The 23,705-nt window shown below is 67.6% G+C and carries 24 protein-coding genes and 2 riboswitches; of the genes, 10 read left to right on the top strand and 14 right to left on the bottom strand.

From position 1 onward, the window contains the following. The first annotated feature begins 17 nt into the window (after nt 1–17). On the top strand, nt 18–296 hold the full coding sequence (locus ABKS89_RS03475; protein WP_518300985.1) for a hypothetical protein: 279 nt from the start codon (nt 18–20) through the stop codon (nt 294–296). A 63-nt stretch (nt 297–359) separates the two neighbouring features. Here the strand turns inward: ABKS89_RS03475 and cobN are convergent, their stop codons facing one another. Both cobN and cobW read right to left on the bottom strand, forming a co-directional pair. Further along, complete coding sequence (cobN, locus tag ABKS89_RS03480) at nt 360–4,091, bottom strand: cobaltochelatase subunit CobN (RefSeq protein ID WP_348589759.1); 3,732 nt, start codon at nt 4,089–4,091, stop codon at nt 360–362. Between the two features lie 99 nt (nt 4,092–4,190). Next, complete coding sequence (gene cobW / locus ABKS89_RS03485; protein ID WP_348589757.1) at nt 4,191–5,243, bottom strand: cobalamin biosynthesis protein CobW; 1,053 nt, start codon at nt 5,241–5,243, stop codon at nt 4,191–4,193. Nucleotides 5,244–5,338: 95 nt separating this feature from the next. Continuing rightward, nucleotides 5,339–5,533, bottom strand: a riboswitch (cobalamin riboswitch). Nucleotides 5,534–5,593: 60 nt separating this feature from the next. Continuing rightward, nucleotides 5,594–5,812: riboswitch (cobalamin riboswitch) on the top strand. A gap of 102 nt (nt 5,813–5,914) precedes the next feature. Between cobW and ABKS89_RS03490 the strand changes: the two genes are divergently transcribed. The 4 genes from ABKS89_RS03490 to cobM all read left to right on the top strand — a co-directional run bounded on the left by ABKS89_RS03490 (nt 5,915) and on the right by cobM (nt 8,214). After that, a complete protein-coding gene (locus ABKS89_RS03490; protein ID WP_138216880.1) occupies nt 5,915–6,103 on the top strand; it encodes a CbtB domain-containing protein in 189 nt (62 codons plus the stop codon). Nucleotides 6,104–6,267: 164 nt separating this feature from the next. Further along, entirely contained in the window at nt 6,268–6,978 is a 711-nt protein-coding gene (locus ABKS89_RS03495) for a CbtA family protein (protein ID WP_348589755.1), read from the top strand. 76 nt (nt 6,979–7,054) lie between these two features. Continuing rightward, a complete protein-coding gene (locus tag ABKS89_RS03500; protein ID WP_348589753.1) occupies nt 7,055–7,471 on the top strand; it encodes a cobalamin biosynthesis protein in 417 nt (138 codons plus the stop codon). Further along, entirely contained in the window at nt 7,468–8,214 is a 747-nt protein-coding gene (gene cobM, locus ABKS89_RS03505; protein ID WP_348589751.1) for a precorrin-4 C(11)-methyltransferase, read from the top strand. The genes ABKS89_RS03500 and cobM overlap by 4 nt, the downstream gene beginning before the upstream one ends. Nucleotides 8,215–8,219: 5 nt before the next feature. Here cobM and ABKS89_RS03510 read toward each other — a convergent pair whose 3' ends face one another. The 3 genes from ABKS89_RS03510 to ccoG all read right to left on the bottom strand — a co-directional run bounded on the left by ABKS89_RS03510 (nt 8,220) and on the right by ccoG (nt 11,793). Beyond that, nucleotides 8,220–8,651: a bleomycin resistance protein gene (locus ABKS89_RS03510; protein ID WP_348589750.1), complete on the bottom strand. Its 432-nt coding sequence runs from the start codon at nt 8,649–8,651 to the stop codon at nt 8,220–8,222. Nucleotides 8,652–8,887: 236 nt separating this feature from the next. Next, nucleotides 8,888–10,297, bottom strand: a complete 1,410-nt coding sequence (gene mapR / locus ABKS89_RS03515) for a GntR family transcriptional regulator MpaR (RefSeq protein ID WP_348589792.1) — start codon at nt 10,295–10,297, stop codon at nt 8,888–8,890. A gap of 86 nt (nt 10,298–10,383) precedes the next feature. Then, a complete protein-coding gene (ccoG, locus tag ABKS89_RS03520; protein ID WP_348589748.1) occupies nt 10,384–11,793 on the bottom strand; it encodes a cytochrome c oxidase accessory protein CcoG in 1,410 nt (469 codons plus the stop codon). Between the two features lie 345 nt (nt 11,794–12,138). Here ccoG and nirA point away from each other — a divergent pair, with 345 nt between their 5' ends. The 4 genes from nirA to ABKS89_RS03540 all read left to right on the top strand — a co-directional run bounded on the left by nirA (nt 12,139) and on the right by ABKS89_RS03540 (nt 16,265). Further along, a complete protein-coding gene (gene nirA, locus ABKS89_RS03525) occupies nt 12,139–13,815 on the top strand; it encodes a nitrite reductase NirA (protein WP_348589746.1) in 1,677 nt (558 codons plus the stop codon). Then, nucleotides 13,812–14,300 carry a DUF934 domain-containing protein gene (locus ABKS89_RS03530; RefSeq protein WP_348589744.1) on the top strand — a complete coding sequence of 163 codons (489 nt, stop codon included), beginning with the start codon at nt 13,812–13,814 and terminating at the stop codon, nt 14,298–14,300. The genes nirA and ABKS89_RS03530 overlap by 4 nt, the downstream gene beginning before the upstream one ends. A 140-nt stretch (nt 14,301–14,440) precedes the next feature. Further along, entirely contained in the window at nt 14,441–15,325 is an 885-nt protein-coding gene (locus ABKS89_RS03535) for a sugar nucleotide-binding protein (RefSeq protein ID WP_348589742.1), read from the top strand. Beyond that, a complete protein-coding gene (locus ABKS89_RS03540) occupies nt 15,318–16,265 on the top strand; it encodes an NAD-dependent epimerase/dehydratase family protein (RefSeq protein ID WP_138216888.1) in 948 nt (315 codons plus the stop codon). Before ABKS89_RS03535 ends, ABKS89_RS03540 begins: the two co-directional genes overlap by 8 nt. Here the strand turns inward: ABKS89_RS03540 and ABKS89_RS03545 are convergent. From ABKS89_RS03545 to ABKS89_RS03570, 6 genes are all read right to left on the bottom strand, one after another. Further along, nucleotides 16,246–16,602, bottom strand: a complete 357-nt coding sequence (locus ABKS89_RS03545) for a SirB2 family protein (protein ID WP_348589740.1) — start codon at nt 16,600–16,602, stop codon at nt 16,246–16,248. The two genes, ABKS89_RS03540 and ABKS89_RS03545, sit on opposite strands and share 20 nt — an antisense overlap. Before the next feature lie 57 nt (nt 16,603–16,659). Continuing rightward, on the bottom strand, nt 16,660–17,379 hold the full coding sequence (locus ABKS89_RS03550; protein WP_138216890.1) for an OmpW family outer membrane protein: 720 nt from the start codon (nt 17,377–17,379) through the stop codon (nt 16,660–16,662). A gap of 138 nt (nt 17,380–17,517) precedes the next feature. Continuing rightward, nucleotides 17,518–18,036: a DUF3299 domain-containing protein gene (locus tag ABKS89_RS03555; protein WP_138216891.1), complete on the bottom strand. Its 519-nt coding sequence runs from the start codon at nt 18,034–18,036 to the stop codon at nt 17,518–17,520. 53 nt (nt 18,037–18,089) lie between these two features. After that, nucleotides 18,090–19,355 carry an ABC transporter permease gene (locus tag ABKS89_RS03560; RefSeq protein ID WP_348589739.1) on the bottom strand — a complete coding sequence of 422 codons (1,266 nt, stop codon included), beginning with the start codon at nt 19,353–19,355 and terminating at the stop codon, nt 18,090–18,092. Nucleotides 19,356–19,357: 2 nt separating this feature from the next. Beyond that, the gene (locus ABKS89_RS03565; protein WP_348589738.1) at nt 19,358–20,065 is read right to left on the bottom strand and encodes an ABC transporter ATP-binding protein; all 708 of its coding nucleotides are present in this window, start codon (nt 20,063–20,065) and stop codon (nt 19,358–19,360) included. A 10-nt stretch (nt 20,066–20,075) separates the two neighbouring features. Then, nucleotides 20,076–20,657 (bottom strand): DUF2796 domain-containing protein, encoded by a 582-nt coding sequence (locus tag ABKS89_RS03570; RefSeq protein WP_348589737.1) that lies wholly within the window; start codon nt 20,655–20,657, stop codon nt 20,076–20,078. 129 nt (nt 20,658–20,786) lie between these two features. Here ABKS89_RS03570 and ABKS89_RS03575 point away from each other — a divergent pair, with 129 nt between their 5' ends. Continuing rightward, the gene (locus ABKS89_RS03575; RefSeq protein WP_348589736.1) at nt 20,787–21,140 is read left to right on the top strand and encodes a hypothetical protein; all 354 of its coding nucleotides are present in this window, start codon (nt 20,787–20,789) and stop codon (nt 21,138–21,140) included. 323 nt (nt 21,141–21,463) lie between these two features. Here ABKS89_RS03575 and trxA read toward each other — a convergent pair whose 3' ends face one another. The 3 genes from trxA to ABKS89_RS03590 form a co-directional block, all read right to left on the bottom strand. Then, nucleotides 21,464–22,333: a thioredoxin gene (gene trxA, locus ABKS89_RS03580; RefSeq protein ID WP_348589735.1), complete on the bottom strand. Its 870-nt coding sequence runs from the start codon at nt 22,331–22,333 to the stop codon at nt 21,464–21,466. Between the two features lie 218 nt (nt 22,334–22,551). Next, nucleotides 22,552–23,208 (bottom strand): class I SAM-dependent methyltransferase, encoded by a 657-nt coding sequence (locus ABKS89_RS03585; protein WP_138216897.1) that lies wholly within the window; start codon nt 23,206–23,208, stop codon nt 22,552–22,554. Continuing rightward, nucleotides 23,205–23,672, bottom strand: coding sequence for a YbaY family lipoprotein (locus tag ABKS89_RS03590; RefSeq protein WP_348589734.1), 468 nt, complete (start codon nt 23,670–23,672; stop codon nt 23,205–23,207). The genes ABKS89_RS03585 and ABKS89_RS03590 overlap by 4 nt, the downstream gene beginning before the upstream one ends. Between the last annotated feature and the right edge of the window lie 33 nt (nt 23,673–23,705).

Below are 23,705 nucleotides of genomic sequence, written 5' to 3' on the forward strand. Positions count from 1 at the left end.
CCCTGTAGGAGCGGCCCGTGCCCGCGATTCGCGCGCATGGCGCGCTCCTACACTGGGTGCATGCGCACAGGGAGCGCTGCGATATGTGGGAAGTGCTGGATGCCTTGCTTGAACCCTTGTACGGCCCTGCGTTGTATGCAGTGGGCTGGCCGATCGTGAAACTGCTCACGCTGGGGCGCTTTCCGCGGCCGGGGCTGTCCCGCTCCTACTGCATGGAAGCGCAGTGGGTGCGTGGAGCGGGAGTGACTCTTCTGGTCCTGCTGGGCGCTGCGGCGCTGGGCCTGTTCTCGGGCTGACTTGTCAGACGGATTGATGGGTATCGCTTCGCTCCACGCCATCCTGCGAGAGCGCGAAATCCCTCACTGCTCCTCGCTGTCCACCAGCAGGTTCTCCAGCATCTCGCGGTACTCCCCCGGCTCTTCCCACAACCCGCGCTGCTGCGCTTCCACCAGGCGCTCGGCGATGTCGCGCAGGGCTTCGGGGTTGTGCTGGCGGATGAACTCGCGGGTGTCGTCGTCCAGCAGGTAGGCGTCGGCCAGCAGGCGGTACTGGTGGTCGTCCACCAGTTCGCTGGTGGCGTCGAAGGCGAACAGGTAGTCCACCGTCGCCGCCAGTTCGAAGGCGCCTTTGTAGCCGTGGCGCTTCATGCCGGCGATCCATTTCGGGTTCACGGCGCGGGCGCGCACCACGCGGCCGAGTTCTTCCTTCAGGGTGCGGATGCGCGGGTTGTCCGGCTGGCTGTGGTCGCCGTGGTAGCTGGCCAGCGACTGCCCCTGGATGACCTCGGCGGCGGCGAGCATGCCGCCCTGGAACTGGTAGTAGTCGTTGGAATCGAGGATGTCGTGCTCGCGGTTGTCCTGGTTGTGCAGCACTGCCTGCAGGCCGGAGAGGCGCTGGGCGAAGCGTTCGCGCGCCGGGGTGCCGTCGTCGCTGGCGCCGTAGGCGTAGCCGCCCCAGTTCAGGTAGGCCTCGGCGAGGTCGTCGCGGCTGTCCCACTGGCGTGATTCGATCACGCCCTGCACGCCGGCGCCGTAAGCGCCGGGCTGCGCGCCGAAAATGCGCCAGCCGGCCTGGCGGCGGGCTTCGTCGAGGGCCAGTCCATCAGACTGCAAACGCGCCTGGTCGGCACGGACACGAGCGGCCAACGGGTTCATATCGTCCGGCTCGTCCAGCGCGGCGACGGCCTGTACGGCGGCGTCGAACAGACGAATCAGGTTGGCGAAGGCATCGCGGAAGAAGCCCGAGACTCGCAGCGTCACGTCGACCCGCGGACGGTCGAGCAGGGTGATTGGCAGGATCTCGAAGTCTTCTACGCGCTGGCTGCCGGCCTGCCACACCGGGCGTACGCCGAGCAGTGCCAGGGCTTGGGCGATGTCGTCGCCGCCGGTGCGCATGGTCGCCGTGCCCCACACCGAGAGGCCGAGCTGGCGCAGGTGGTCGCCGTGGTCCTGCAGGTGGCGTTCGAGCAGGCGGCTGGCGGACTGGAAGCCGAGGCGGAAGGCGGTGGGCGTGGGCAGGTTGCGCACGTCCACGGTGAAGAAGTTGCGCCCCGTGGGCAGCACGTCGACCCGCCCGCGGCTGGGCGCGCCGCTGGGGCCGGGTGGGACGAAGCGGCCGTCGAGGCCGGCGAGCAGGTGGCCGATTTCGCTGGCGCCGCAGGCGTCCAGGGTCGGGGCGATCTGCTGCTGAAGTTGCGCGAGGACCGCCGCGCTGGCGCTGCCGGGTGCGCTGACGATGCCGTCGATCAGGCGCAGGGCGAACAGCTCCAGACGCTCGCGGGTGTCGCCGTTGCTACGCCAGGGTTCGTCGCTCACGGCGAGCAGCACATCCGGGCGCGGGCCCTCCCAGGCCTCGGCGAAAGCTTCGTCCAGCGGGTCGCGCCCCAGTTGCAGATCGTCACTCAGCGCGCGCAGCAGGCTGGCGTTGCCGCCGCGCCCATCGCCTCGCGGGATGCGCACCAGCGACAGCAGCGTGTCGCGGCGCAGCTCGCCTGCGGGCGATTCGCCGAACACATGCAGGCCATCGCGAATCTGCGATTCCTTGAGGTCGCACAGGTAGGCGTCCAGCTGCGGCAGCCAGCTTTCCGCATCGTCGCTCAGTTGCAGGCCCAGCTCGCGGTCCAGCGAGGTTTCGCGCACCAGCGTGAGGATGTCGCCACGCAATTCGGTGGCGCGGCGCGGGTCGAGCAGGGAGGCGTCGTAGTACTCGTCGGCCAGGCGTTCGAGGTCGCGCAGCGGGCCGTAGTTTTCCGCGCGGGTCAGCGGCGGCATCAGGTGGTCGATGATCACCGCCTGGGCGCGACGCTTGGCCTGCGCGCCTTCGCCGGGGTCGTTGACGATGAACGGGTAGAGGTTCGGCAGCGCGCCGAGAATCGCGGCCGGCCAGCATTCCTCGGAGAGCCCGACACCCTTGCCCGGCAGCCATTCGAGGTTGCCGTGCTTGCCGACGTGGACCACCGCGTCGGCGCCGAATACCTCGCGCAGCCAGAAGTAGAACGCGAGATAACCGTGTGGCGGAACCAGCGACGGGTCGTGGTAGATCGCCGCAGCGTCGAGCTGGTAGCCGCGCGCCGGCTGGATGCCGACGAAGCCGAGGCCCAGGCGCAGGCCGGCGACCATCATGCGGCCGCTGCGGAACATCGGGTCCTGCTGCGGTTCGCCCCAGCGTTCGCGCACGGCTTGCTGGTTGGCTTCGGGCAGGCGCGCGAAGCAGGCGAGGTAGTCGTCCAGCGCCAGGCTCTGCGCGCAGGGGCGCAGGTCGAGGCTGTCGAGGTCGTTGCTGACACCGCCGAGAAGCTGTTGGATCAACGCGGTGCCGGAGTTGGGCAGGCCGGCGACCGGATAGCCCTGGGCTTCCAGCGCGCGCAGGATATTCAGCGCGGCGGCCGGCGTGTCCAGGCCGACACCGTTGCCGATGCGCCCGTCACGGGTCGGGTAATTCGCCAGGATCAGCGCCACGCGCTTGTCGGCGTTGGCCTTGCGCGAGAGCAGCATCCAGCGCCGTGCCAGCTCGGCGGTGAAGTCCATGCCGGGAAGATGCGGCAGGTAGCAGACCACGTCGCTCTGGCTGCGCTCGCTGCGCCAGGCCAGGCCCTTGAAGCTGATCGGCCGGGTGATGATGCGGCCGTCCAGCTCCGGCAGCGCGACGTGCATGGCCAGGTCGCGCGGGCCGAGGCCCTGCGGGTTGGCGTGCCAGAGGTCGTGATTGTCCAGCGAGCAGATGGCTTGCAGCACCGGCACGTCGCGTCGGAAGGGCCGGTCCTGCGGCGCTTCCGGGTTTGACTGGGCGAAGCCGGTGGTATTGATGATCAGCTCGGCGTCGGCGGCATCCAGCAGGTTTTCCACCGCCTCCAGGCAGGCGACCTCCTTGAGGCTGGCCACGGCGATGGGCAGCGGGTTGATGCCCTGGGCCTGCAAGCGTTCGCAGAAGGTGTCGATGAAACCGGTGTTCGCCGCTTGCAGGTGCGTGCGATAGAACAGCAGCGCGGCGACCGGGCACTCGGGGCCCCAGTCGGCCTGCCAGCGGGCGAGGTCGCTGCTGCCAATCTGCGGGTGATAGACCGCCACGCGCGGTAAGGTCTGTGGCTCGCTCCAGGCGTAGTCACGCTGCAGGTGACGGCTGGCCAGGCAGGCGAAGAACTGCCGGGCGTTTTCCATGCCTCCCTGGCGCAGGTACTGCCAGAGACGCTCGGTATCCTCAGGTGGGACGCTGCACAGGGCGCCGAGTTCGGGGTCGGGCTTGTCGTCGCCGGGCACCGCGATCAGCGTGGCGCCGCGCTCGGCCAGCGCCGCCAATTGCTCCATGCCGTAGCGCCAGTAACCGACGCCGCCGTGCACCGAGATCAGGATGACCCTGGCGTGCTGCAGCACCTCGTCGATGTAGAGGTCCACCGAGGCGTGATTCTGCAGCTGCATGGGGTTGGCCAGGCGCAGGCTCGGGTAGTCCTCCGGCAGCTCGCGCGCCGCCTCGGCGAGCAGCGCCAGGTGCGAGTCGCCGCTGCAGAGGATCACCAGCTCGGCGGGCGTCTGGGCCAGGTGGGCGATGCCGTCGTCAGGGACGAAGCCGCCGGGTTGGGTGCGCAGCAGGTGCATGGGCTTGCTCGGTTCGGGCTGTTTGTAGGATGGGTGGAGCTTGCGATACCCATCACCGCCGGTGGGTATCGCTGCGCTCCACGCCACCCTACGAAGTCATCAGGTCAGGGCAGTACGCAGCTCGTTGGCGATGGTGTCCTGGTCCAGCTCCTGGCCGATCACCACCAGGCGGGTGCCGCGGGTTTCGTCGCTGCGCCAGGCGCGGTCGAAGTGCTTGTCGAAGCGTTTGCCTACGCCCTGAACCAACAGGCGCATGGGCTTGCCGGGGATGGCGACGAAGCCCTTGATGCGCAGCACGGCGTGGCGCTCGACCAGCGCGTTCAGCGCATCGAGCAGGGCGCGCTCTTCCACTTCCGGCAGGTCGACGTGGAAGGAGTCGAACTCGTCGTGGTCATGATCGTCATGGCCTTCGTGGTCGTGGTGGGTCGGGCGGCTGTCGATGTGCAGCTCGGCCTCGGCGTTCAGCCCCAGCAGCACCGAGAGCGGCAGCTGGCCGGAGTTGGCTTCGACGATCTTCACCGCCGGCGGCAGCTCCTCGGCGACTTCAGCGCGCACGCGGGCCAGGGCTTCGGCGTCCAGCAGGTCGGCCTTGTTCAGCACCACCAGGTCGGCGCTGGCCAGCTGGTCTTCGAAGAGTTCGTGCAGCGGCGATTCGTGGTCCAGGTTCGGGTCCTGCTTGCGCTGCTCGTCCACCTGCTCGGGGTGGGCGGCGAAGGTGCCGGCGGCCACGGCCGGGCTGTCGACCACGGTGATCACCGCGTCAACGGTGCAGGCGTTGCGGATTTCCGGCCACTGGAAGGCCTGCACCAGCGGCTTGGGCAGGGCGAGACCCGAGGTCTCGATGAGGATCTGGTCGAGGTCGCCACGGCGCGCTACCAGTTCACGCATCACCGGGAAGAATTCTTCCTGCACGGTGCAGCACAGGCAGCCGTTGGCCAGTTCGAAGACGCGGCCGACCGCTTCTTCTTCACTGCAACCGATGGAGCACTGCTTGAGGATTTCGCCGTCGATGCCCAGCTCGCCGAATTCGTTGACGATCACCGCGATACGGCGGCCTTCGGCGTTATCGAGCATGTGGCGGAGCAGGGTGGTCTTACCGGCACCGAGGAAGCCGGTGACGATGGTGACGGGGAGTTTGGCCAGGGTTTTCATGCGCGCCTCGCAAGCGAAATTGGGAGGGCGGATGAAGGGCGCGCGCGCGGGTTCGCCGCGCAACGAAGGTCGCCACCGGATCACCCCGCCCGGTTGTCTTGATGCTGCTCGAGGCAGGTCTCCTGGCTCACAGCCTTTTGTTGTCTCCTCGCCTTCCCGCCCGAATCGGCAGTGGCGTGTGAAGAGACAGGCTGTTCACAGTTGCGGGGGCAGCCGTGGCGCATCCGAAGATTTCCACGTTCCCTCTTAGCTCCGGCCAGTGCCGGAGAACCTCGAAGGGAGGAAGGCTACGCAGCGCGGCCGGGCCGGTCAATCGCCGGGGATCGGTTGACGCCTGCAGGCGAGCGTGGTCTGCTTGCGCGGTTTCAGGTGTCTCGCGCCGACGCGCGCGAGGTGAAACGGGAAGCCGGTGCGTCCGCAAGGACCAGTCCGGCGCTGCCCCCGCAACGGTAAGCGCATCGAGGGTCGTCAGTAGCCACTGTGCCAAGGCATGGGAAGGCTGACCCATCCGGCGAGAGTCTCTCGCTGGCGTCGCAAGCCCGGAGACCGGCCTGGAATCCTTCGTTTTGGCAACCCGCGGTGGGCGGGCGCAGGCCGTGGCGCGACCGATCCGGCGCGTTCGAATGCGTTCAACCTCTGCGTTCTCACTCTAGATTTCAGAGGGAACGTTCATGTCCAGCAGCATCCTGACGCAACAGGCGTCGAGCACTTCCATCCCCCTTTCCAAGCGCATCAGCCTGGCCGTCGGCGCCAGCCTGCTCGGTGCGCTGCTGGTGTATTTCGCCGGCTTCTCGCACATCGACGCGGTACATAACGCCGCCCACGATACTCGCCACAGCGCAGGCTTCCCCTGCCACTGATGCGGTTCTGAGTTCAATCGGCTGCGCGTCGGCCAGGCTGCGTTGGAGAATCGCCGTGGACTGCTCATGGACAACAGTCCACTCCGCGTCCCCGGCGATCCTCCGCCTTGCCTGGCTCTAGCTCGCTCGATTCGATGGCTCGGAGAAGGAAAAGGAAAAAACTCATGATCAAACGTATCGCCCAGACCGCCGGTTTCGCCGGTCTGATCGCCGCGCTGGTGCTGACCGTAGTCCAGCTGCTGTGGGTATCCCCGCTGATCCTCAAGGCGGAAACCTATGAGAAATCCGATCCGGCCGCCGCGCTGGTCGAGGAGCACGCCCACGAGCATGCCGACGGTGCTGCTGCGGGCCACCACCATGACGCGGAGGCCTGGGAGCCGGAAGACGGCTGGCAGCGCATCCTCTCCACCACCGGCGGCAACCTGGTGGTCGCGGTGGGCTTCGCCCTGATGCTGGCCGGCCTGTTCACCCTGCGCGCGCCGGGTAAAACTTCCGAAGGCTTGCTCTGGGGGCTGGCCGGTTTCGCCGTGTTCACCCTCGCGCCGTCCCTCGGCCTGCCGCCGGAAGTTCCCGGCACCGCCGCCGCCGACCTGACTCTGCGGCAGACCTGGTGGATCGGCACCGCCGCCGCCACCGCCGCCGGCCTCGCGCTGCTGGTGTTCGGCCGTCACTGGGCGCTGCGCATTGTCGGTCTCGCCCTGCTGGTGGTGCCGCACGTGGTCGGCGCGCCGCAGCCGGAAGTGCATTCCAGCCTCGCGCCGGAAAGCGTCGCCCACGAGTTCATCGTCGCCTCGCTGGTCACCAACGCCGTGTTCTGGGCTGCCCTGGGCCTGGTCGCCGCCTGGATGTTCCGCCGCTTCGCGCCGTCGACCTGATTCGCCGCTATGCTCGACCCCGCAGCCGGCCTGGCCGTCTGCGGGGTTTTTATTTTGATCTGCAAGGAGAGCGACCATGACACTGGTTGCCGGCCTCGGTTGCCGCCGGGGTTGCCCGCTCGATGAACTGCGCGCCCTGCTGCGCGATATGCTGGCCGAGGCCGGGCTGGAGGAGTCGAACCTCACCGCCCTGGCCAGCGCCACGCTGAAGGCCGACGAGGAGGGACTGACAGCCCTGGCCGCCGCCCTCGATCTGCCGCTGGCGCTGTTCACGCCGCAAGAGTTGGCGGCCTGCGAAAAGCGCCTGGGCGACCCTTCCGAAACCGTGCGCACGGCCACCGGCAGCGCCAGCGTGGCCGAGGCGGCGGCATTGCTGCAGGCCGAGGCGCAAGGCGGTGCTGCGGCACGCCTGCTGGTAGGCAAGCGCCGCAGCGAGCAGGCCACCTGTGCGCTGGCCTTCATCCCCATCGAACCCGCACAGGAGCCGTCATGACGGTCTACTTCATCGGCGCCGGCCCCGGCGATCCCGAGCTCATCACGGTCAAGGGCCAGCGGCTGATCCGCACCTGCCCGGTGATCCTCTATGCCGGCTCACTGGTGCCGCCGGCCGTGCTGGAAGGGCACCGCGCCGAGCGCGTGGTGAACACCGCCGAGCTGAACCTGGAAGAGATCGTCGCGCTGCTGGCGCAGGCCCAAGCCGAGGGCAAGGACGTCGCGCGAGTGCACTCCGGCGATCCCTCGCTGTACGGCGCCATCGGTGAGCAGATCCGCCACCTGCGCGAACTGGGCATCGCCTACGAGATCGTCCCTGGCGTCACCGCGACTTCCGCCTGCGCGGCGATTCTCGGCTGCGAGCTGACCCTGCCGGATATCTCCCAGACGCTGATTCTCACCCGCTACGCGAGCAGGACGCGGATGCCCGAAGGCGAGTCGCTGGCGGAACTGGCGCAGCACCGAGCGACCCTGGCCATTCACCTGGGCGTCGGCCAGTTGGCGAACATCGTCGCCGAGCTGCTGCCGCACTACGGCGCGGACTGCCCCATCGCGGTGATCCACCGCGCCAGCTGGCCGGACCAGGACCAGGTCACCGGCACCCTCGGCGACATCCTGCCAAAGGCAGAGGCCAAGGGCTTCCGGCGCACCGCGCTGATTCTGGTGGGCAAGGTGCTCGGGGCGGAGGGGTTTGCCGATTCGTCGCTGTACAGCGCGGGGCATGCGCATCTGTATCGGCCGTAGCGAAATCAGTCGGCTGGCAGCGGCCGCGATCCAAGGCTCTGGGCGAAGCGCAACAGGTAGCCGTCCGGGTCCTGGACGAGGAAATTGCGCTCCCCGTACAACTGTTCGTCCTGCCGGTACCAGCGATCCTCAACGGGTTTGCGTAGCGAGATACGCGCCTCGTTCAGTGAACTCACCAGCGCCTGAATATCGGGGCAGCGGATGGAGAAGTTGATGCCTCGTCCCAGTGGTGGGTCCAGTGGGCGCACGCTCCATGGCGAGTCGGAATGCCAGTCCTGCTCCAGCATGAGCTGGCTGTCGCCAAAGGAAAGAAAGGCGAAGTCGTCTTCGCGGCGCTGGTACTCGATGGCGAAACCGAGCACCTCGCAGTAGAAGTGCAGGCTTCTCGTCAGGTCCGCGACGATCAGCTCCGGCACCAGGGCGTTCATCTTCAGCATGTCGGTGTTCTCACGCCAGCCACTGATCCCCGCGCGGCAGCATCCCGCGCCGCAGGTACCAGCGCACCCACAGGTGCACGCCGAGCGCGGCGCTCACTGTGAGCAGGATCATCAGGCCTTCCGCTTCCATGGCAGCTTCCCTCGTCCGGGTTTCCTGCCTGACAGGGTAGGCCTGCGACAAAGCGCCGCACAGATACAGATCGTTTCCGAATGTGCGGATCAGTCCGGCTGCCGCTCTACAGCGAGTGAATGATCCGCCCGAGGGTTTCCATGGCCTGTTCGCTGGCCGTGGTCCACGGGTGGCCATAGTTCAGGCGCAGGCAGTGGCCGAAGCGCCGCGTCGCCGAGAAGATCGGCCCCGGCGCGAGGCTGATGCCCTGGGCATGGGCGAGCTGGAACAGCTTGAGCGCGTCGATGTGCTCGGGCAGCTCCAGCCACAGGAAGTAGCCGCCGCTGGGCCGGGTGACGCGGGTGGCGGCGGGGAAGTGCCGGGCCACGGCGGCGAGCATCGCGTGCTGCTGGCTTTCCAGCGCATGGCGCAGCTTGCGCAGGTGGCGGTCGTAGCCGCCGTGCTGCAGGTAGTCGGCGATGGCCGCCTGGGCCGGCACCGAGGCCGACAGGCTGGTCATCAGCTTGAGCCGCTCGATCTGCTCGGCGTAGCGCCCGCCGGCGACCCAGCCGACCCGGTAGCCCGGCGCCAGGCTCTTGGAGAAGGAGCTGCAGTGCATCACCAGCCCTTCGCTGTCGAAGGCCTTCACCGGCTTGGGCGCCTGGGCGGCGAAGTACAGTTCGGCGTAGACGTCGTCCTCGATCAGCGGCACCAAGTGCTGGGCCAGCAGCGCGGCGAGGGCGCGCTTCTTGTCCTCGGCCATGCTCGCGCCCAGCGGGTTCTGGAAGTTGCTCATGAACCAGCAGGCCTTGATCGGCAGGCGCGCGAGGCTGTCGGCGAGCACGTCCAGATCGATGCCTTCGCGCGGGTGCACAGGGATTTCCACGGCCTTGAGTTTCAGGCGCTCGAGCACCTGCAGGCTGGCATAGAAGGCGGGCGCCTCGATGGCGACCAGGTCGCCCGGCTGGGTGACCACCTGCAGGCACAGGTTCAGCGCTTCCAGCGCGCCGTTGGTGACCACCAGCTCCTCGACCGGCAGCGGCATGCCGCCGACCATGTAGCGCAGGGCGATCTGCCGGCGCAGTGCATGGCTGCCGGGGGCGAGGTCGGCGACCACCGAGCGTGGGTCCATGTCGCGCACGGCGTGGGCCATGGAGCGCGCCAGGCGCGGCAGGGGGAACAGTTCCGGCGCCGGGAAGGCCGAGCCGAAGGGCACGGTGTCCGGGTCCTTGATCGAGCTGAGCACCGAGAACACCAGTTCGCTGACGTCCACCTCGGTGGTCTGCGCGTCGTGGCGGGCGATTTCCGGCTCGGCCAGCGCGCGCTGTACGTGCTCGCGGACGAAGTATCCCGAGCGCGCGCGGGCGACGATCAGCCCGCGATCCTCCAGCAGGTAATAGGCCTGGAACACCGTGGAGGCGCTGACCCCGTAGGTGCGGCTGGCGTGCCGCACCGAGGGGACTTTCTGGCCGGGGGCGAGCACGCCGCTGCGGATCAGGCCGGCGATCTCGTCGGCGAATTTCTCGTAGCGCTTCATCTTGTCCTGCACGGCGGCCTGAGGGGCGGAAGAATCCGCCCACTCTAGGCGCTGCGCCGAGGTCACGCCAAGCTCCCTGGCCATGCTCAGCGCCTCGGCGAGACGAAGGTGCTGGCGGCGTCGATCGCCTCGTTGCCGTCGCTGACCCTGAAGTGCAGCGGCACCGAACCCCCGGCGCTGCTCTGCGCCAGGCTTGCCACCGAGATGGCGAAGTCGCGGATCTCGCCCGGCTGCAGCATCAGCTCCGGCACGCCCTGCAGGCGGTAGCCGGCGCCATCGGCGAGGCTCAGCTGGTAATGCTGCGGCTGCTGGGTCTTGTTGATCAGCTTGAGGTTGTAGATGTTCTCGATCTCGCCGACGGCGTTTTCGCGGAACAGGCCACGGTCGCGGGCGACGTCGAGGTTGATCAGCGGCCGTGCCTCCAGCGCCCAGACGAAGGCGCCGATCATCACCAGCAGCACCGCTGCGTAGCCGATCAGGCGTGGGCGCAGCAGGTGGGTCTTGCCGCCTTCCAGCGCGCTTTCCGAGGTGTAGCGCACCAGGCCACGGTCGTAGCCCATCTTGTCCATCACCGAGTCGCAGGCGTCGATGCAGGCGGCGCAGCCGATGCAGGCGATCTGCAGGCCGTCGCGGATGTCGATGCCGGTGGGGCAGACCTGCACGCACTGGAAGCAGTCGATGCAGTCGCCCAGGCCCTGGGCCTTGGGATCGGCGTCCTTCTTGCGCGCGCCGCGGGACTCGCCGCGCGCCGCGTCGTAGGAAATGATCAGGGTGTCCTTGTCGAACATCACGCTCTGGAAGCGCGAGTACGGGCACATGTGGATGCACACCTGCTCGCGCAGCCAGCCGGCGTTGGCATAGGTGGCGGCGGCGAAGAAGGCGACCCAGAAGGTGCTTTCCAGGTCGAGCCTGAGGGTGAACAGGTCCGCCACCAGCGGCCGCACCGGGGTGAAGTAGCCGATGAAGGTGATCGCCGTGACCAGGCTGATCAGCAGCCAGAGGCCGTGCTTGGCGCCCTTGCGCAGGACTTTCTCGGTACTCACCGGGCCCTGGTCGCGCTTGATGCGCTGGTTGCGGTCGCCCTCGGTGACCTGTTCGGCCCACATGAAGACCCAGGTCCACACGCTCTGCGGGCAGGTGTAGCCGCACCAGACGCGGCCGGCGAACACCGTGATGAAGAACAGGCCGAAGGCGGCGATGATCAGGATCGCCGAGAGCAGGATGAAATCCTGCGGCCAGAAGGTCGCGCCGAAGATGTAGAACTTGCGCTCGGGCAGGTCCCAGAGGACCGCCTGGCGGCCGTTCCACTGCAGCCACAGGGTGCCGAAGAACAGCAGGAACAGCAGGCCACCACCCAGGCGCCGCAGGTCGCGGAAACGCCCGGCGAAGCGCTTGGTGTAGACCGTCGGGGTCACCGCCGACAGCGGTTTGGGCGGCGGGGTGAAACGTTGCGGTGCGTCGATCTCGATGACCTTCGCTTGGATTCTTTCGCTCATTGTCGTGGCCCATCAGGCAGAAGAGGCGCCGCGACTGTACGAATCGGTCTGCACCCGAAACAGATTCAGGTCCGCCGGAAAAAACCATATCAGATGGCTGAAAACGCTCCGCCCCGCGCTGCTGGCGGTCTGGCGTGCTGCGCGATGGGGCGGCTGATCGGGCCTGTTGCGGCAACCGGTCGCAGGCCCGTCGGGGCAGGCGCGGGACGAATCTGATCCGGTTTTTCCCGCGCGATCTGCCGCTGTTTTGCACAGCAGGCGGCGGCCACTATTCGGTCAACCGCAAAGTAGCGCGCTGGACGACAGAAGCAGGCCGCTACGCAACGTCCCGAAGGTGGCCTGGCGATGTACCGATACGATGATTATGACCGCGCCCTGGTGCGCGAACGGGTGGCGCAGTTCCGTGACCAGGTGCAGCGGCGCCTGAGCGACGAACTGAGCGAAGAGGAATTCCTGCCGCTGCGCCTGCAGAACGGCCTGTACCTGCAGAAGCACGCCTACATGCTGCGGGTGGCGATTCCCTACGGCACCCTGTCCAGCGAACAGATGCGCACCCTGGCCTGGATCGCCCGCGAGCACGACCGCGGCTACGGCCACTTCACCACGCGGCAGAACATCCAGTTCAACTGGGTCGAGCTGGCGCGGGTGCCGGACATTCTCGAGCGCCTGGCGGACGTCGAGATGCACGCCATCCAGACCTCCGGCAACTGCGTGCGCAACATCACCACCGAGGCCTTCGCCGGTGTCGCCGCCGACGAGTTCCTCGACCCGCGCCCGCTGGCGGAAATCCTCCGCCAGTGGTCGACGGTGAACCCCGAATTCCTCTTCCTGCCGCGCAAGTTCAAGATCGCGATCTGCGCCGCCGAGGAAGACCGCGCGGCGGTGATGATGCACGACATCGGCCTCTACCTGCGCCGCGCCGAAGACGGCGAACTGCGCCTGAAGGTGCTGGTGGGCGGCGGGCTGGGGCGCACGCCGATGCTCGGTCAGGTGATCCGCGACGACCTGCCCTGGTGGCACCTGCTGTCCTATGTCGAGGCGATCCTGCGCGTGTACAACCGCCACGGCCGGCGCGACAACAAGTACAAGGCGCGGATCAAGATCCTGGTGAAGGCGCTGGGCATCGAGGCGTTCTCCCGCGAAGTGGAGGAGGAGTGGCAGCATTTGCGCGATGGCGAGGCGCAACTGACACTCGACGAGTACCAGCGCGTTGCCGCGGCATTCGATCCGCCGAGCTACAGGGAGAATCAGGAAGCGGCCGACGAGCTGGCCTATGGCAGCGCGTTGGCCGCCGACGCGGCGTTCGCGCGCTGGGTTTCGCGCAATGTGCGCCCGCACCGCGTGGCGGGCTATGCCAGCGTGGTCCTGTCCACCAAGCCGGGCGCCGAGGCGCCGCCGGGGGACGCCACCGCCGAGCAGATGGAGCAGGTGGCCGACTGGGCCGAACGCTTCGGCTTCGGCGAAATCCGTGTCGCCCACGAACAGAACCTGGTGCTGCCGGACGTGCGCAAGTCCGATCTCCATGCGCTCTGGCGGGAAGCCTGCGCGGCAGGCCTGGGCACGCCGAACCAGGGCCTGTTGACCGACATCATCGCCTGCCCCGGCGGCGACTTCTGCGCACTGGCCAACGCCAAGTCGATCCCCATCGCCCAGGGCATCCAGCAGCGCTTCGAGGACCTCGACTACCTGCACGACCTGGGTGATCTCAGCCTGAACATCTCCGGCTGCATGAACGCCTGCGGCCACCACCACATTGGCAATATCGGCATCCTCGGCGTCGATAAGAACGGCAGCGAGTGGTACCAGATCACCCTGGGCGGCGCGCAGGGCGTGAAGAGCGCGCTGGGCAAGGTGATCGGCCCGTCGTTCAGCGCGGCCGAGGTGCCGGACGTGATCGAGGCGCTGGTGCACACCTATGTGGAGCAGCGCGGTGCCGGTGAGCGCTTTGTGGAAACGGTCGAGCGCATCGGCCTGGAGCCTTTCAAGGCGCGGGTCTACCGCCAGGCGGAGGTGCCAGCATGAAGAACCTGATTCATCTGCGAGACGGTGTGGCGGAAGTGGCGCCGGGCGATCCCTGGGAGTTGCTGCGCGAAGTGCCGGAGGCCCTGCCCGAGGGGCGACTGATCTTGCCGCTGAAGAGCTGGCTGGCGCTGGAGTCCGGTGCGGGATTCGGTGTCTGGCTGGCGCCGGAGGACGATCCCGAAGACCTCATCTGGCGCCTGAAGGAGCCGGCACTGATCGCCATCGACTTCCCCAGCTTCCGCGATGGCCGCGGCTACAGCCTGGCCTACCTGTTGCGCAGCCGCCTTGGCTGGCGCGGGGAGTTGCGCGCGGTGGGCGACGTGCTGCGTGACCAGTTGGCGCACATGCGCCAGTGCGGTTTCGATGCCTTTGCCGTGCGCGAGGACAAGTCCGTGGAAGACGCGCTGAAGGGCCTGGCGGGCCTTAGCGTGCTCTATGGCCGCTCGGTGATCGAGCCGCGTCCGCTGTTCCGTCGCCGCTCCTAGACAGGAGTCGCCGCGCGCGGCGAAGGCGGCAGCGGGTCGGCCAAGCTTGACGCTGTGCCGGGGCACAGGAAAAATGCGGGCATCATCCCCGGCGCCGTGCGCGCCGGCGGTAACCCACGGATTCGAGTGACCCCCAGAATATGCGCATGCGCCTGATGCTGTTGGGTGGCGGTAATGCCCTTGGACAGGCGCTGATCCGCCTTGGCGCCGAGGAAGACATCGGCTTCCTCGCCCCCCGGCCGCCCGAACAGGGCTGGGACGCTTCCAGCCTCACCGTCCTGCTGGACGAGACCCGCCCCGACGCGGTGATCAACCTCGCCTACTACTACGACTGGTTCCAGGCCGAGGCCGTCGACGCCGCTCGCCTGGCCAGCCAGGAGCGTGCGGTGGAGCGTCTGTCCGAACTCTGCCAGCACCACGAGATCCTGCTGATCCAGCCGTCCAGCTACCGCGTGTTCGATGGCGCCCGCGCCACCGCCTACAGCGAGAAGGACGAGCCGTTGCCCCTGGGCCCGCGTGGCCAGGCGCTGTGGCGCATGGAACAGTGGGTGCGGGCGACCAGCCCGCGCCATGTGCTGCTGCGTTTCGGCTGGCTGCTGGATGACAGCGCCGACGGCGTGCTCGGCCGCTTCCTCGGGCGTGCCGAGAAGGAGCAGGTACTGTTCCTCGCCGACGACCGGCGCGGCAACCCGACCCCGGTGGATGACGCCGCGCGGGTGATCCTCTCGGTGCTCAAGCAACTCGACTGCCAGGCACCGCTGTGGGGCACCTACCACTACGGCGGCCTGGAGGCCACGACCACCCTGTCCCTGGGCCAGGTGGTACTCGGTGAGGCCCGCGCCTTCCATACCCTGGCTGTCCAGGAGCCGAGCCCGCAGGCCCACGCCGCGCGCCCGGACGCCGGTGACGAACCGCAGCATGCGGTGCTCGCCTGCAAGAAAATCCTCCATACCTTCGGTATCAAGCCGCGCGCCTGGCGCGCCGGCCTGCCCGCCTTGCTGGATCGCTATTACCGCCATGTCTGATCGTCTTTCCCCCTCCGCGCAGCCCATCCTCATCACCGGCGGCGCGGGGTTCATCGGCTCCCATCTGGCCGACGCGCTGCTGGCGCAGGGTTTCGCCGTGCGCGTGCTGGACGACCTGTCCACCGGCCGGCGCGAGAACCTCGACAGCCGTGTCGACCTGATAGTCGGCAACGTCGCCGATGAAGCCACCCTGCGTGGTGCGCTGAACGGTTGCCAGGGCGTCGTGCACCTGGCGGCCATCGCCTCGGTGCAGGCTTCGGTGGAAGACCCGGTGGGCACCCACCGCGCCAACTTCATCGGCACCCTGAACCTCTGCGAGGCCATGCGCCAGGAAGGCATCCACCGGGTTTTGTTCGCGTCCAGCGCGGCGGTCTACGGGCAGAACGGCGAAGGCTCCGCCATCGACGAAGACGTGGTAAAGGCGCCGCTGACGCCCTATGCCGCAGACAAGCTGGCCAGCGAGTACTACCTGGACTTCTACCGTCGCGAACACGGCCTGGAGCCGGCGATCTTCCGCTTCTTCAACGTCTATGGCCCGCGCCAGGACCCGTCGTCGCCCTATTCCGGGGTGATCAGCATCTTCGCCCGGCGCGCCGAGCAGGGCCTGCCGATCACCGTGTTCGGCGACGGCGAGCAGACCCGCGACTTCATCTACGTCGGCGACCTGGTGAAGCTGCTGGTGACCGCGCTGCTGGCCGAAGACGTGGCCGAGTCAGCGATCAACGTCGGCCTCGACCAGTCCACCAGCCTCAACCAGTTGCTGGCCGAGATCGGCAAGCTCACCGGTGGCCTGCCGGAGATTACCTACCTGCCGGCGCGCCACGGTGATATCCGCCATTCCCGCGCGGACAACCGCCGCCTGCTGCAGCGCTACAGCCTGGATGCGCCTACGCCGCTGGCCGAAGGCCTGGCCCAACTGATCACCACCAGGGTTTGTTGACCGCCAGGTAGAAGATGCCGGCCAGCGAGCCCAGCGCCAGAACGCTGAGCAGCGCCTTGGCTGGCTTCGACGCGCTGCGCAGGGCGAACGCCGCCAGCACGATGTAGAGCACCAGCAGGCCGAGCTTCACCTGCAGCCAGACCGGCAGTGGCCAGGGCATCGCCAGGTGTACCAGGCCCAGGGCGCTGAGCAGCAGCAGGGTGTCGATCAGATGAGGCAGCCCGCGCTGCCAACCGGTTGGGCGCCTGCCCCACCAGCTAAGGCCCAGGCGCAGAAGGAAAAGCAGGGTGCTGATGATCGCAAGGCTGACGTGCAGTGCTTTGAGTTCGAGGTACATACCGGTTCCCTGAAAGTGAAAAAGGCGCCCTTGGGCGCCTTTTTCATGTTTGCTCCGTCAGAAACGGTAGCCGAAACCGACCATGTAAACCCAGGGGTCGACGTCAACCTTGACCTTGGTTTCCTTCACGCCCAGGGCAGACGGGCCGTCGACGCTGGCCTTGGTGTCGATGTCCATGTACCAGACTGCGGCGTTGACGAAGGCGTGCTCGTTGAGCATGTAGTCCATGCCCAGTTCGGCGGCCAGGCCCCAGGAATCCTGCAGCTTCAGGTTGCTGAAGCCCTGGTCCTTGCGGTTGCTGGCCAGGTCTTCGTCGAAGAAGGTGGTGTAGTTGATGCCCAGGCCGCCGTACGGCTGGAAGGCAGAGTTGGTACCACCCATGGGGTAGTACTGCAGCAGCACGGTCGGCGGCAGCTGCTTGATGTCGGCCAGCTTGCCGTCCAGGCCGGTCAGGCCGGTGGCGCGGTTGAGGCCCTTGACGTCGACCTGGTGGTTGAACGGGGTGGCGGCGACCAGTTCGATACCGATCTTGTCGGTGAGCAGGTACGCGAAAGTCAGGCCCAGCTGGGTGTCGCTGTCGACGGTAGCCTTGGTGCCCCCCACCTTGCCGCCGTCGAGCTTGATGTCGGAGCTGCTGTCGTTGGGTGCCACGGTGGCGAAACCGCCGCGTACCAGGAAGTCGCCAGCCTGGTGGCCGCGGATGTCGGCGGCCTGGGCTGCGACCGGCGCTGCGACGGCAAGTGAGAGAAGCGAGGTGGTGAGCCAGGACTTACGCATGATGAGCTCCAATATCTCTTTGGTATAAGTGTTGGTGCCCAGAATAGTAGACAGCGCTAAAAGCGCTCTTTTGATTTGGCTCAATAAAGCCCGCAAGCTTTGTAGGAATTGGGGGTGCGACAAGGTGCCGCGCAGTGCTTACTGCCCGGTGTATTCGTAGGGTTCGATGCTGCTGGCCTGCATCTGGTAGCCGGCCTCGGCGAGGTCGCTTTCCATCGCCTTCACGCTCATCCTGCCGATGATCCAGAAAGGCTGATAAAGCTCGTCGACTTTTACGCCCTTGCCGCCTCGAACATAGACGATCTGGTTGGACGGCGGCGCCGGCACGTGGATGCAGGCACCGTAATAGGGCACCAGCAGGAAGTCGCGCACGGTCTGGCCGTCTTCCTCCACTTCCAGCGGCACGATGTAGCCCGGCATCTTCACTTCCTGGCCGTCGAGCTGCTGTACCACGGGAGCGTTGGGTATCTGCTGCTTCACCGCCGGGCCACTTTCCGAATTGAGTACATCGGAGAGCTTGGACATGTCGTGCAGCGGCACCGGCGGCGGGGGCGGCGGCGCGCCTTCGGGGATCAGCTCGGGCCAGCTCAGCTCACGCGGCGCCGCCCAGACGGTGGCGCTGAACGCGAGGAGCAGCAGGAACAGCAGGCGGCGCATGGGACTTTCGTTCACGGGGCTGGCTCGCAGGGGCTGGCTCGCTGGTAGCTGAATCAGAGACGGATCGACAGGCCATCGGCCAGCGATTGCCGATAGGCACGCCACGCCGGCACACAGCCGATCAGCAGCGCTGCCAGGAGTATGCCGCCCAGCAGTGACCATTCATAGGCGCTGGGTAGCGCCAATGGCAGGAAGATGCCGTAGTTCGCCTGGACGAAGCCCTGGCTGCCGGCGATGCCCGCGTAGAGCAGCCCGACGCCCAGTGCCACGCCCGCCAGCGCCAGGGCGAAGGCTTCCGCCACCAGCAGACTGAAGATGTGCCAGGGCCGCGCGCCCACCGAGCGCAGGATGGCCATCTCCCGGCGGCGTTCGTTGAGGCTGGTGAGGATGGCGGTGAGCATGCCGATCAGGCCGGTCAGCACCACGAACAGCGAGACCACGAACAGCGCCTTTTCCGCCGTGCCCATCAGTCCCCACAGCTCCTGCAGCGCGACGCCCGGGAGGATCGCCATCAGCGGCTCGCCGTCGTATTCGTTGATCTGCCGCTGCAGGGTGAAGGTCGCCACCTTGCTCTTCAGGCCCAGCAGGAAGGCGGTGATCGCCTTGGGCTGCAGGTCCATGCCGCGCGCCTGGTCTTCGCTGACGCGGTCGGCGCCGCGTGCCGGGACGCCGTTCTTCCAGTCGACGTGCAACGCCTCCATGCCCTGCAGCGAGATGTGCAGGGTGCGGTCCACCGGCGTACCGGTGCGCTGGAGGATGCCGACCACGGTGAACGGCTTGTCGTCGTGCTGCACCAGGCTGATGGTGCTAACGCCGTGGGCCAGGACGATCTTGTCGCCCAGTTTGTAATGCAGGGCCTGCGCGACTTCTGCGCCGAGCACCACGTCGAACAGGTCCTGGCCGAACGGCCGGCCCTCGGCCAGCTCCAGCGTCTGGCCACGGCCGAAGCGGTAGTGCTCGAAGTAGCCGGTGTCGGTACCCATGACGCGGTAGCCGCGGTGCGAGTCGCCCAGGGAAATCGGGATAGCCCATTTCACCAGTGGGCTGTGGGTCACCGTCTCGTAGCTTTCCCAGCGAATGTTGTTGGTGGCGTTGCCGATGCGGAACACCGAGTAGAGCAGGAGGTTCACCGAGCCAGAGCGGGCGCCGACGATCAGGTCGGTGCCGGAGATGGTGCTGGCGAAGCTGGCCTTGGCCTCGGTGCGCACGCGCTCCACCGCCAGCAGCAGGCAGGCGGAGAGGGCGATGGCGAAGATGGTCAGCAGCGCGGTGAAGCGGCGGTTGGACAGGCTGGCGAGCGCCAGGCGCAACAGGTACATGCTCAGATTCCCGGGGCGCGGGCGGCGCGGTTGAGGTCGGTCAGCGACAGGCTGCGATCGAACAGGGCGGCCAGGCTCTGGTCATGACTGACGAACAGCAGGCTGGCGCCGGCCTCTCGACATTCGGCGAACAGCAGCTGGAGGAAGGCTTCGCGGGCGTCGGCGTCCAGCGCCGAGGTCGGTTCGTCGGCGATCACCAGTTCCGGCTGGCCGATCAGCGCGCGGGCGGCGGCGACGCGCTGCTGCTGGCCGATGGACAGGCTGTCGGCGCGACGCTCGATCAGCGCCACATCGCCCAGCCCCAGATGACCCAGCAGCGCCTCGGCGGCCTTGGCCACGCTGCCGTGGCGCAGTGTCGCGCGCTCGGCGCGGCTGTGGGAGAAATGACAGGGCAGCTCGACGTTCTCCCGCACCGAGAGGAATGGCAGCAGGTTGAACTGCTGGAAGATGTAGCCGGTGTGGTCGACGCGAAAATGATCGCGGCGCGCCGACTTCATCTGCGCGATGTCCTCGCCGAGCAGCTTCACGCTGCCCCGCTGGGGACGCTGCACGCCGCCGAGCAGGCCGAGCAGGGTGGTCTTGCCGCTGCCGGACGGGCCCTTGAGGAACAGGGTCTCGCCACGGGCCAGGGCGAAGGCGGGGATGTCCAGCAGCTCCGCCTGGCCGGGCCAGGCGAAGCCAAGGTTGTCGAGTTCGAGCAGTGCGGTCATTTCAGGGCTTTCAGAAGTTCAGGGTCGGGTTGGCGGCGGTCAATTCTGCACCTTGCTGGCCGCTCGGGCCGATCAGTTGTACCTGAATCTTCTGGGTCGCCGGGAATCGCTTGAACAGCGGTGCGAAATCGAGGGTGGCGAGATCCTGCGGCTGGGCGCAGGTCAGCTGGTAGTGGGCGTCGATGTCGGCGTGCTGGTGGCCTTCGTGCTCGTCATGGTCGCCGTCGGCGTGCTCGTGGTCATGATCGTGGTCTTCCGCCTTGGGCGCATCGCCGAACAGCGGGCTGGAGAGCTCCACCGACTGCACGCTGCACCGGGCCGAGGCGGGCAGGGTGAGCAGTTGCAGCGGCTGCTTGAGCTGGGCCTGCACGGCGGCGACCGTGGCCTTGTCGGCGTCGCTGGTGGCGGCGTGCTCGAAGCCGACGAAGTTCATCGCCGGGCTGTCCATCTCCAGTTCCAGGGTCTTGCCGTCGAGGGCGACGTTGAGCTGGGCGACGCCATGCTCGTGCTTGCCGAGGCTGCCGTGTTCATGTTCGTCGTGGGCTTGGGCGGCCAGGGGCAGCAAGGCGACAGCGAGGAGCAGGGGGCGCATGGGAAACTCCGGTCCGTTGAATGATTTTGTTACGTTATAACAGATGAATTATTAACGCCAGCTTAGCGTGCGTTTGGCGCGAAGGGCGCGCCGTGGGAGCATGCGCGAAAGGCCGCGAGGAGAAGGGCGATGCTGAGAATCAAGGGCACCATCGGCGACTGGCCGGTGGATCTCACCGTGGAGATGGATGACGCCGATTGGGCGCGGCTGGCGCAGAACCTGCCGGCTGCCGCCGTGGCGCCGGTGGCTGCTGCTGCGCCGGCACCTGTGGCAGGCGCGCCAGTGGATCAGCTGTGGCTGGCCGCGCAGGACCTGCTGCGCCGCAGTGGCAGCAGCGAGGGGCCGCAACTGCTGGATGAGCTGGCGGCGCTGGCGGGGAGTTCAGGGGCAGCGAAGGGGTTGCTGGTGCGCCTGCGGCACAGTCCGAAGGTGAAGATCGAGGTGCGCGAGGGTGTGCAGGTGTTCAACTGGGTCGAGGAGTAGAAGCCTTCGCGGCCTGCTCTGGTAGGGCGGATAACGCGCCAGCGTTATCCGCCGCGAGTTTGATGGCGGATAACCTGTTCCAGGTTATGCGCCCTACGGTTCTGCATGAGATTTCTGCGCTCGGATCGGCCCTCACCCCAGCCCTGGCTGCGCGCCCCGCTCCGAAGCGAGAGGGAGCCGATTGTGCCGGCTGACGCCATTGTTTCATCCAGTGCCGAACAGTCCCCTCTCCCTCTGGGAGAGGGTTAGGGTGAGGGAAAAGCATCGGCACGGACCCAATCCGTATCGCCATGAAAAAGGGCGCCTAGCGGCGCCCTGATCATTCAGTACAACACGTTCGCCAATTTGCGCCGGTAGGCGAGCACCAGCGGGTGGTCGTTGCCCAGCAGGTCGAACACCTGGACCAGCGTCTTGCGCGGCAGGTCCTCGCCGTAGCTGCGGTTGCGCACGAACAGCTTGAGCAGGGCGTCCAGCGCCGCCTCATACTGCTGGCGGGCCAGTTGCTGGACGGCCAGCTGGTAGGTGGCTTCGTCGTCCTTGGCGTTGGCGGCCAGGCGGGTCTTCAGCGTGGCAGCGTCGGGCAGATCGGCGGCCTGGCGCAGGAAGGTCAGCTGGGCCTTGGCGGCGGCCAGCGCCTGCTTGTGCTCGTCGCTCTTCACCGCGTCGAGCACGGTCTCGGCTTCACCCAGCTCGCCGCGCTCGGCGAGGCAGCGGGCGTAGAGGATCAGCGCGGCGGCATTGGTGTTGTCTTCGCCCAGCAGCGCCTTGAGTTGCGCCTCGGCTTCGGCGAAGCGGCCTTCGTTGAAGGCGCTCTGCGCAAGCTCCAGCGGGTTGTCGGCGGCCGGAGCGGGCGGTTGTACGTGCTGCTCGAGCATCTGGCGGATCGCCGATTCGGGCTGTGCGCCAGCAAAACCATCCACCGGCTGGCCGTCCTTGAACAGCACCACGGTGGGCAGGCTGCGGATGCCGAAGCGCATCACGATGTCCTGCTCGACGTCGCAGTTGACCTTGGCCAGCAGCAGCTCGCCCTGGTAGGACTCGGTGATCTGCGCCAGCAGCGGCATCAGCGCCTTGCACGGGGCGCACCAGTCGGCCCAGAAGTCCACCAGGACCGGCTTGTGGAAGGAGTTCTCGATGACGACCTGATCGAAGTTGGCGATGCTGGCGTCGAAGATGTAGGGCGTATCGCTCATGGGGAATCTCGAATCGAGTGGGGCGATGAAGGTGGTTGCCACTATAAGTGGGGGCGCCGGTGAACGGAAACAACCCAGATGCCGGGCGCCGGCCTTCCCCTGTAGGAGCGGGCCATGCCCGCGATCGCGCCCATGGGGCGCTCCTGCACGGTGCACTGGTCACGCATCGAGCGTAGGGGCGGACGTTGTCCGAGATCGTTTGACCCGCCGCGCCCGCGCTACCCGCGGCGCGCGTGATAGAGGCTCACATGGCGGAATTCGGCCGGCTCGGCCAGGTCCGGCCAGGTGCAGCCGTCGAGAATGCCCAGGCGCTGGTACAGCGGATGGCTGAAATCGCGGACCCGCGAGTCGGCCACCAGGGCCTCGCGGCCACGGCTGAGGAACTCGTCCAGCAGCGGCAGGTTGGCGCGGTCGTAAAGCACGTCGGCGACGATGATCAGGTCGTAGCGGTCCTCCTCCTGGAAGAAGTCCGCCGAGTAGGTCAGCTCCACGCCGTTCAGCTCGGCGTTGGCGCGGCAGGCATCCAGCGCCAGCGGGTCGAGGTCGCAGGCCACCACTTCGGCGGCGCCGGCCTTGGCCGCGGCGATGGCGGCGATGCCCGAGCCCGCGCCGAAATCCAGCACGCGCTTGCCGCGCACCCATTCGGGTTTCTCGGCCAGCCAGTGCGCCAGCACCAGGCCGCTGGCCCAGCAGAAGCACCAGTAGGGCGGTTCTTCGAGGATGCGCCGGGTTTCGTCGGGGCTGAACTCGCGGTCCATGTTCTGTGCGTCGATCAGCCAGAGGCGGATGTCGGTGCCGGGCAAGGTTTCGGCGGACAGGCGCGCGTCGCCGAGCAGTTCACCGAGGGCCGTCTGCAGGGAAAGCGGTGGCGTCACGGCGCGCGCTCCAGGCGCAGCTCGCCGAGGGCGCGGGTTTCCGGCTGGGTGATGCGCACCGGCGGCAGGCGCCAGGCCAACTGGCCGGACTGCGAGACGCGGCCGTGCAGTTCGACGCGGGCGCCGGCCGGGAAGGACTGCGGGTTGAACACCACGCGGAACGGCAGGGCCTGGCCGGTGGCGATCATCTTCTCGCTGGAGAGCAACTGCTGCGGGCGGTCGCGCTGGTCGATCACCAGCAGCGCCAGCTCCACTTCGCTGCCGGCCGGCAGGAAGCCCTGGGAGCTGCTGAGCTGGCCGCTGAGGGCGCGCATGTTGGCCGGCACGGGCTCATCCAGCGGGGAGGTCGATGGCTTCGTGACGGCGACCGGCTGGGTGACCGGCGCGGGCTTCTCGCTGGCGCAGGCGGCCAGCAGGACAGTAAGGGACAGGCAGAGCAGGCGGGCGAACATGGCGGGCTCCATCGCAACAGATTCCAGGCGGGCGCCTATATAGCC

The sequence above is a fragment of the Pseudomonas sp. LABIM340 genome, assembly GCF_040017195.2.
Classification (GTDB): Bacteria; Pseudomonadota; Gammaproteobacteria; order Pseudomonadales; family Pseudomonadaceae; genus Pseudomonas.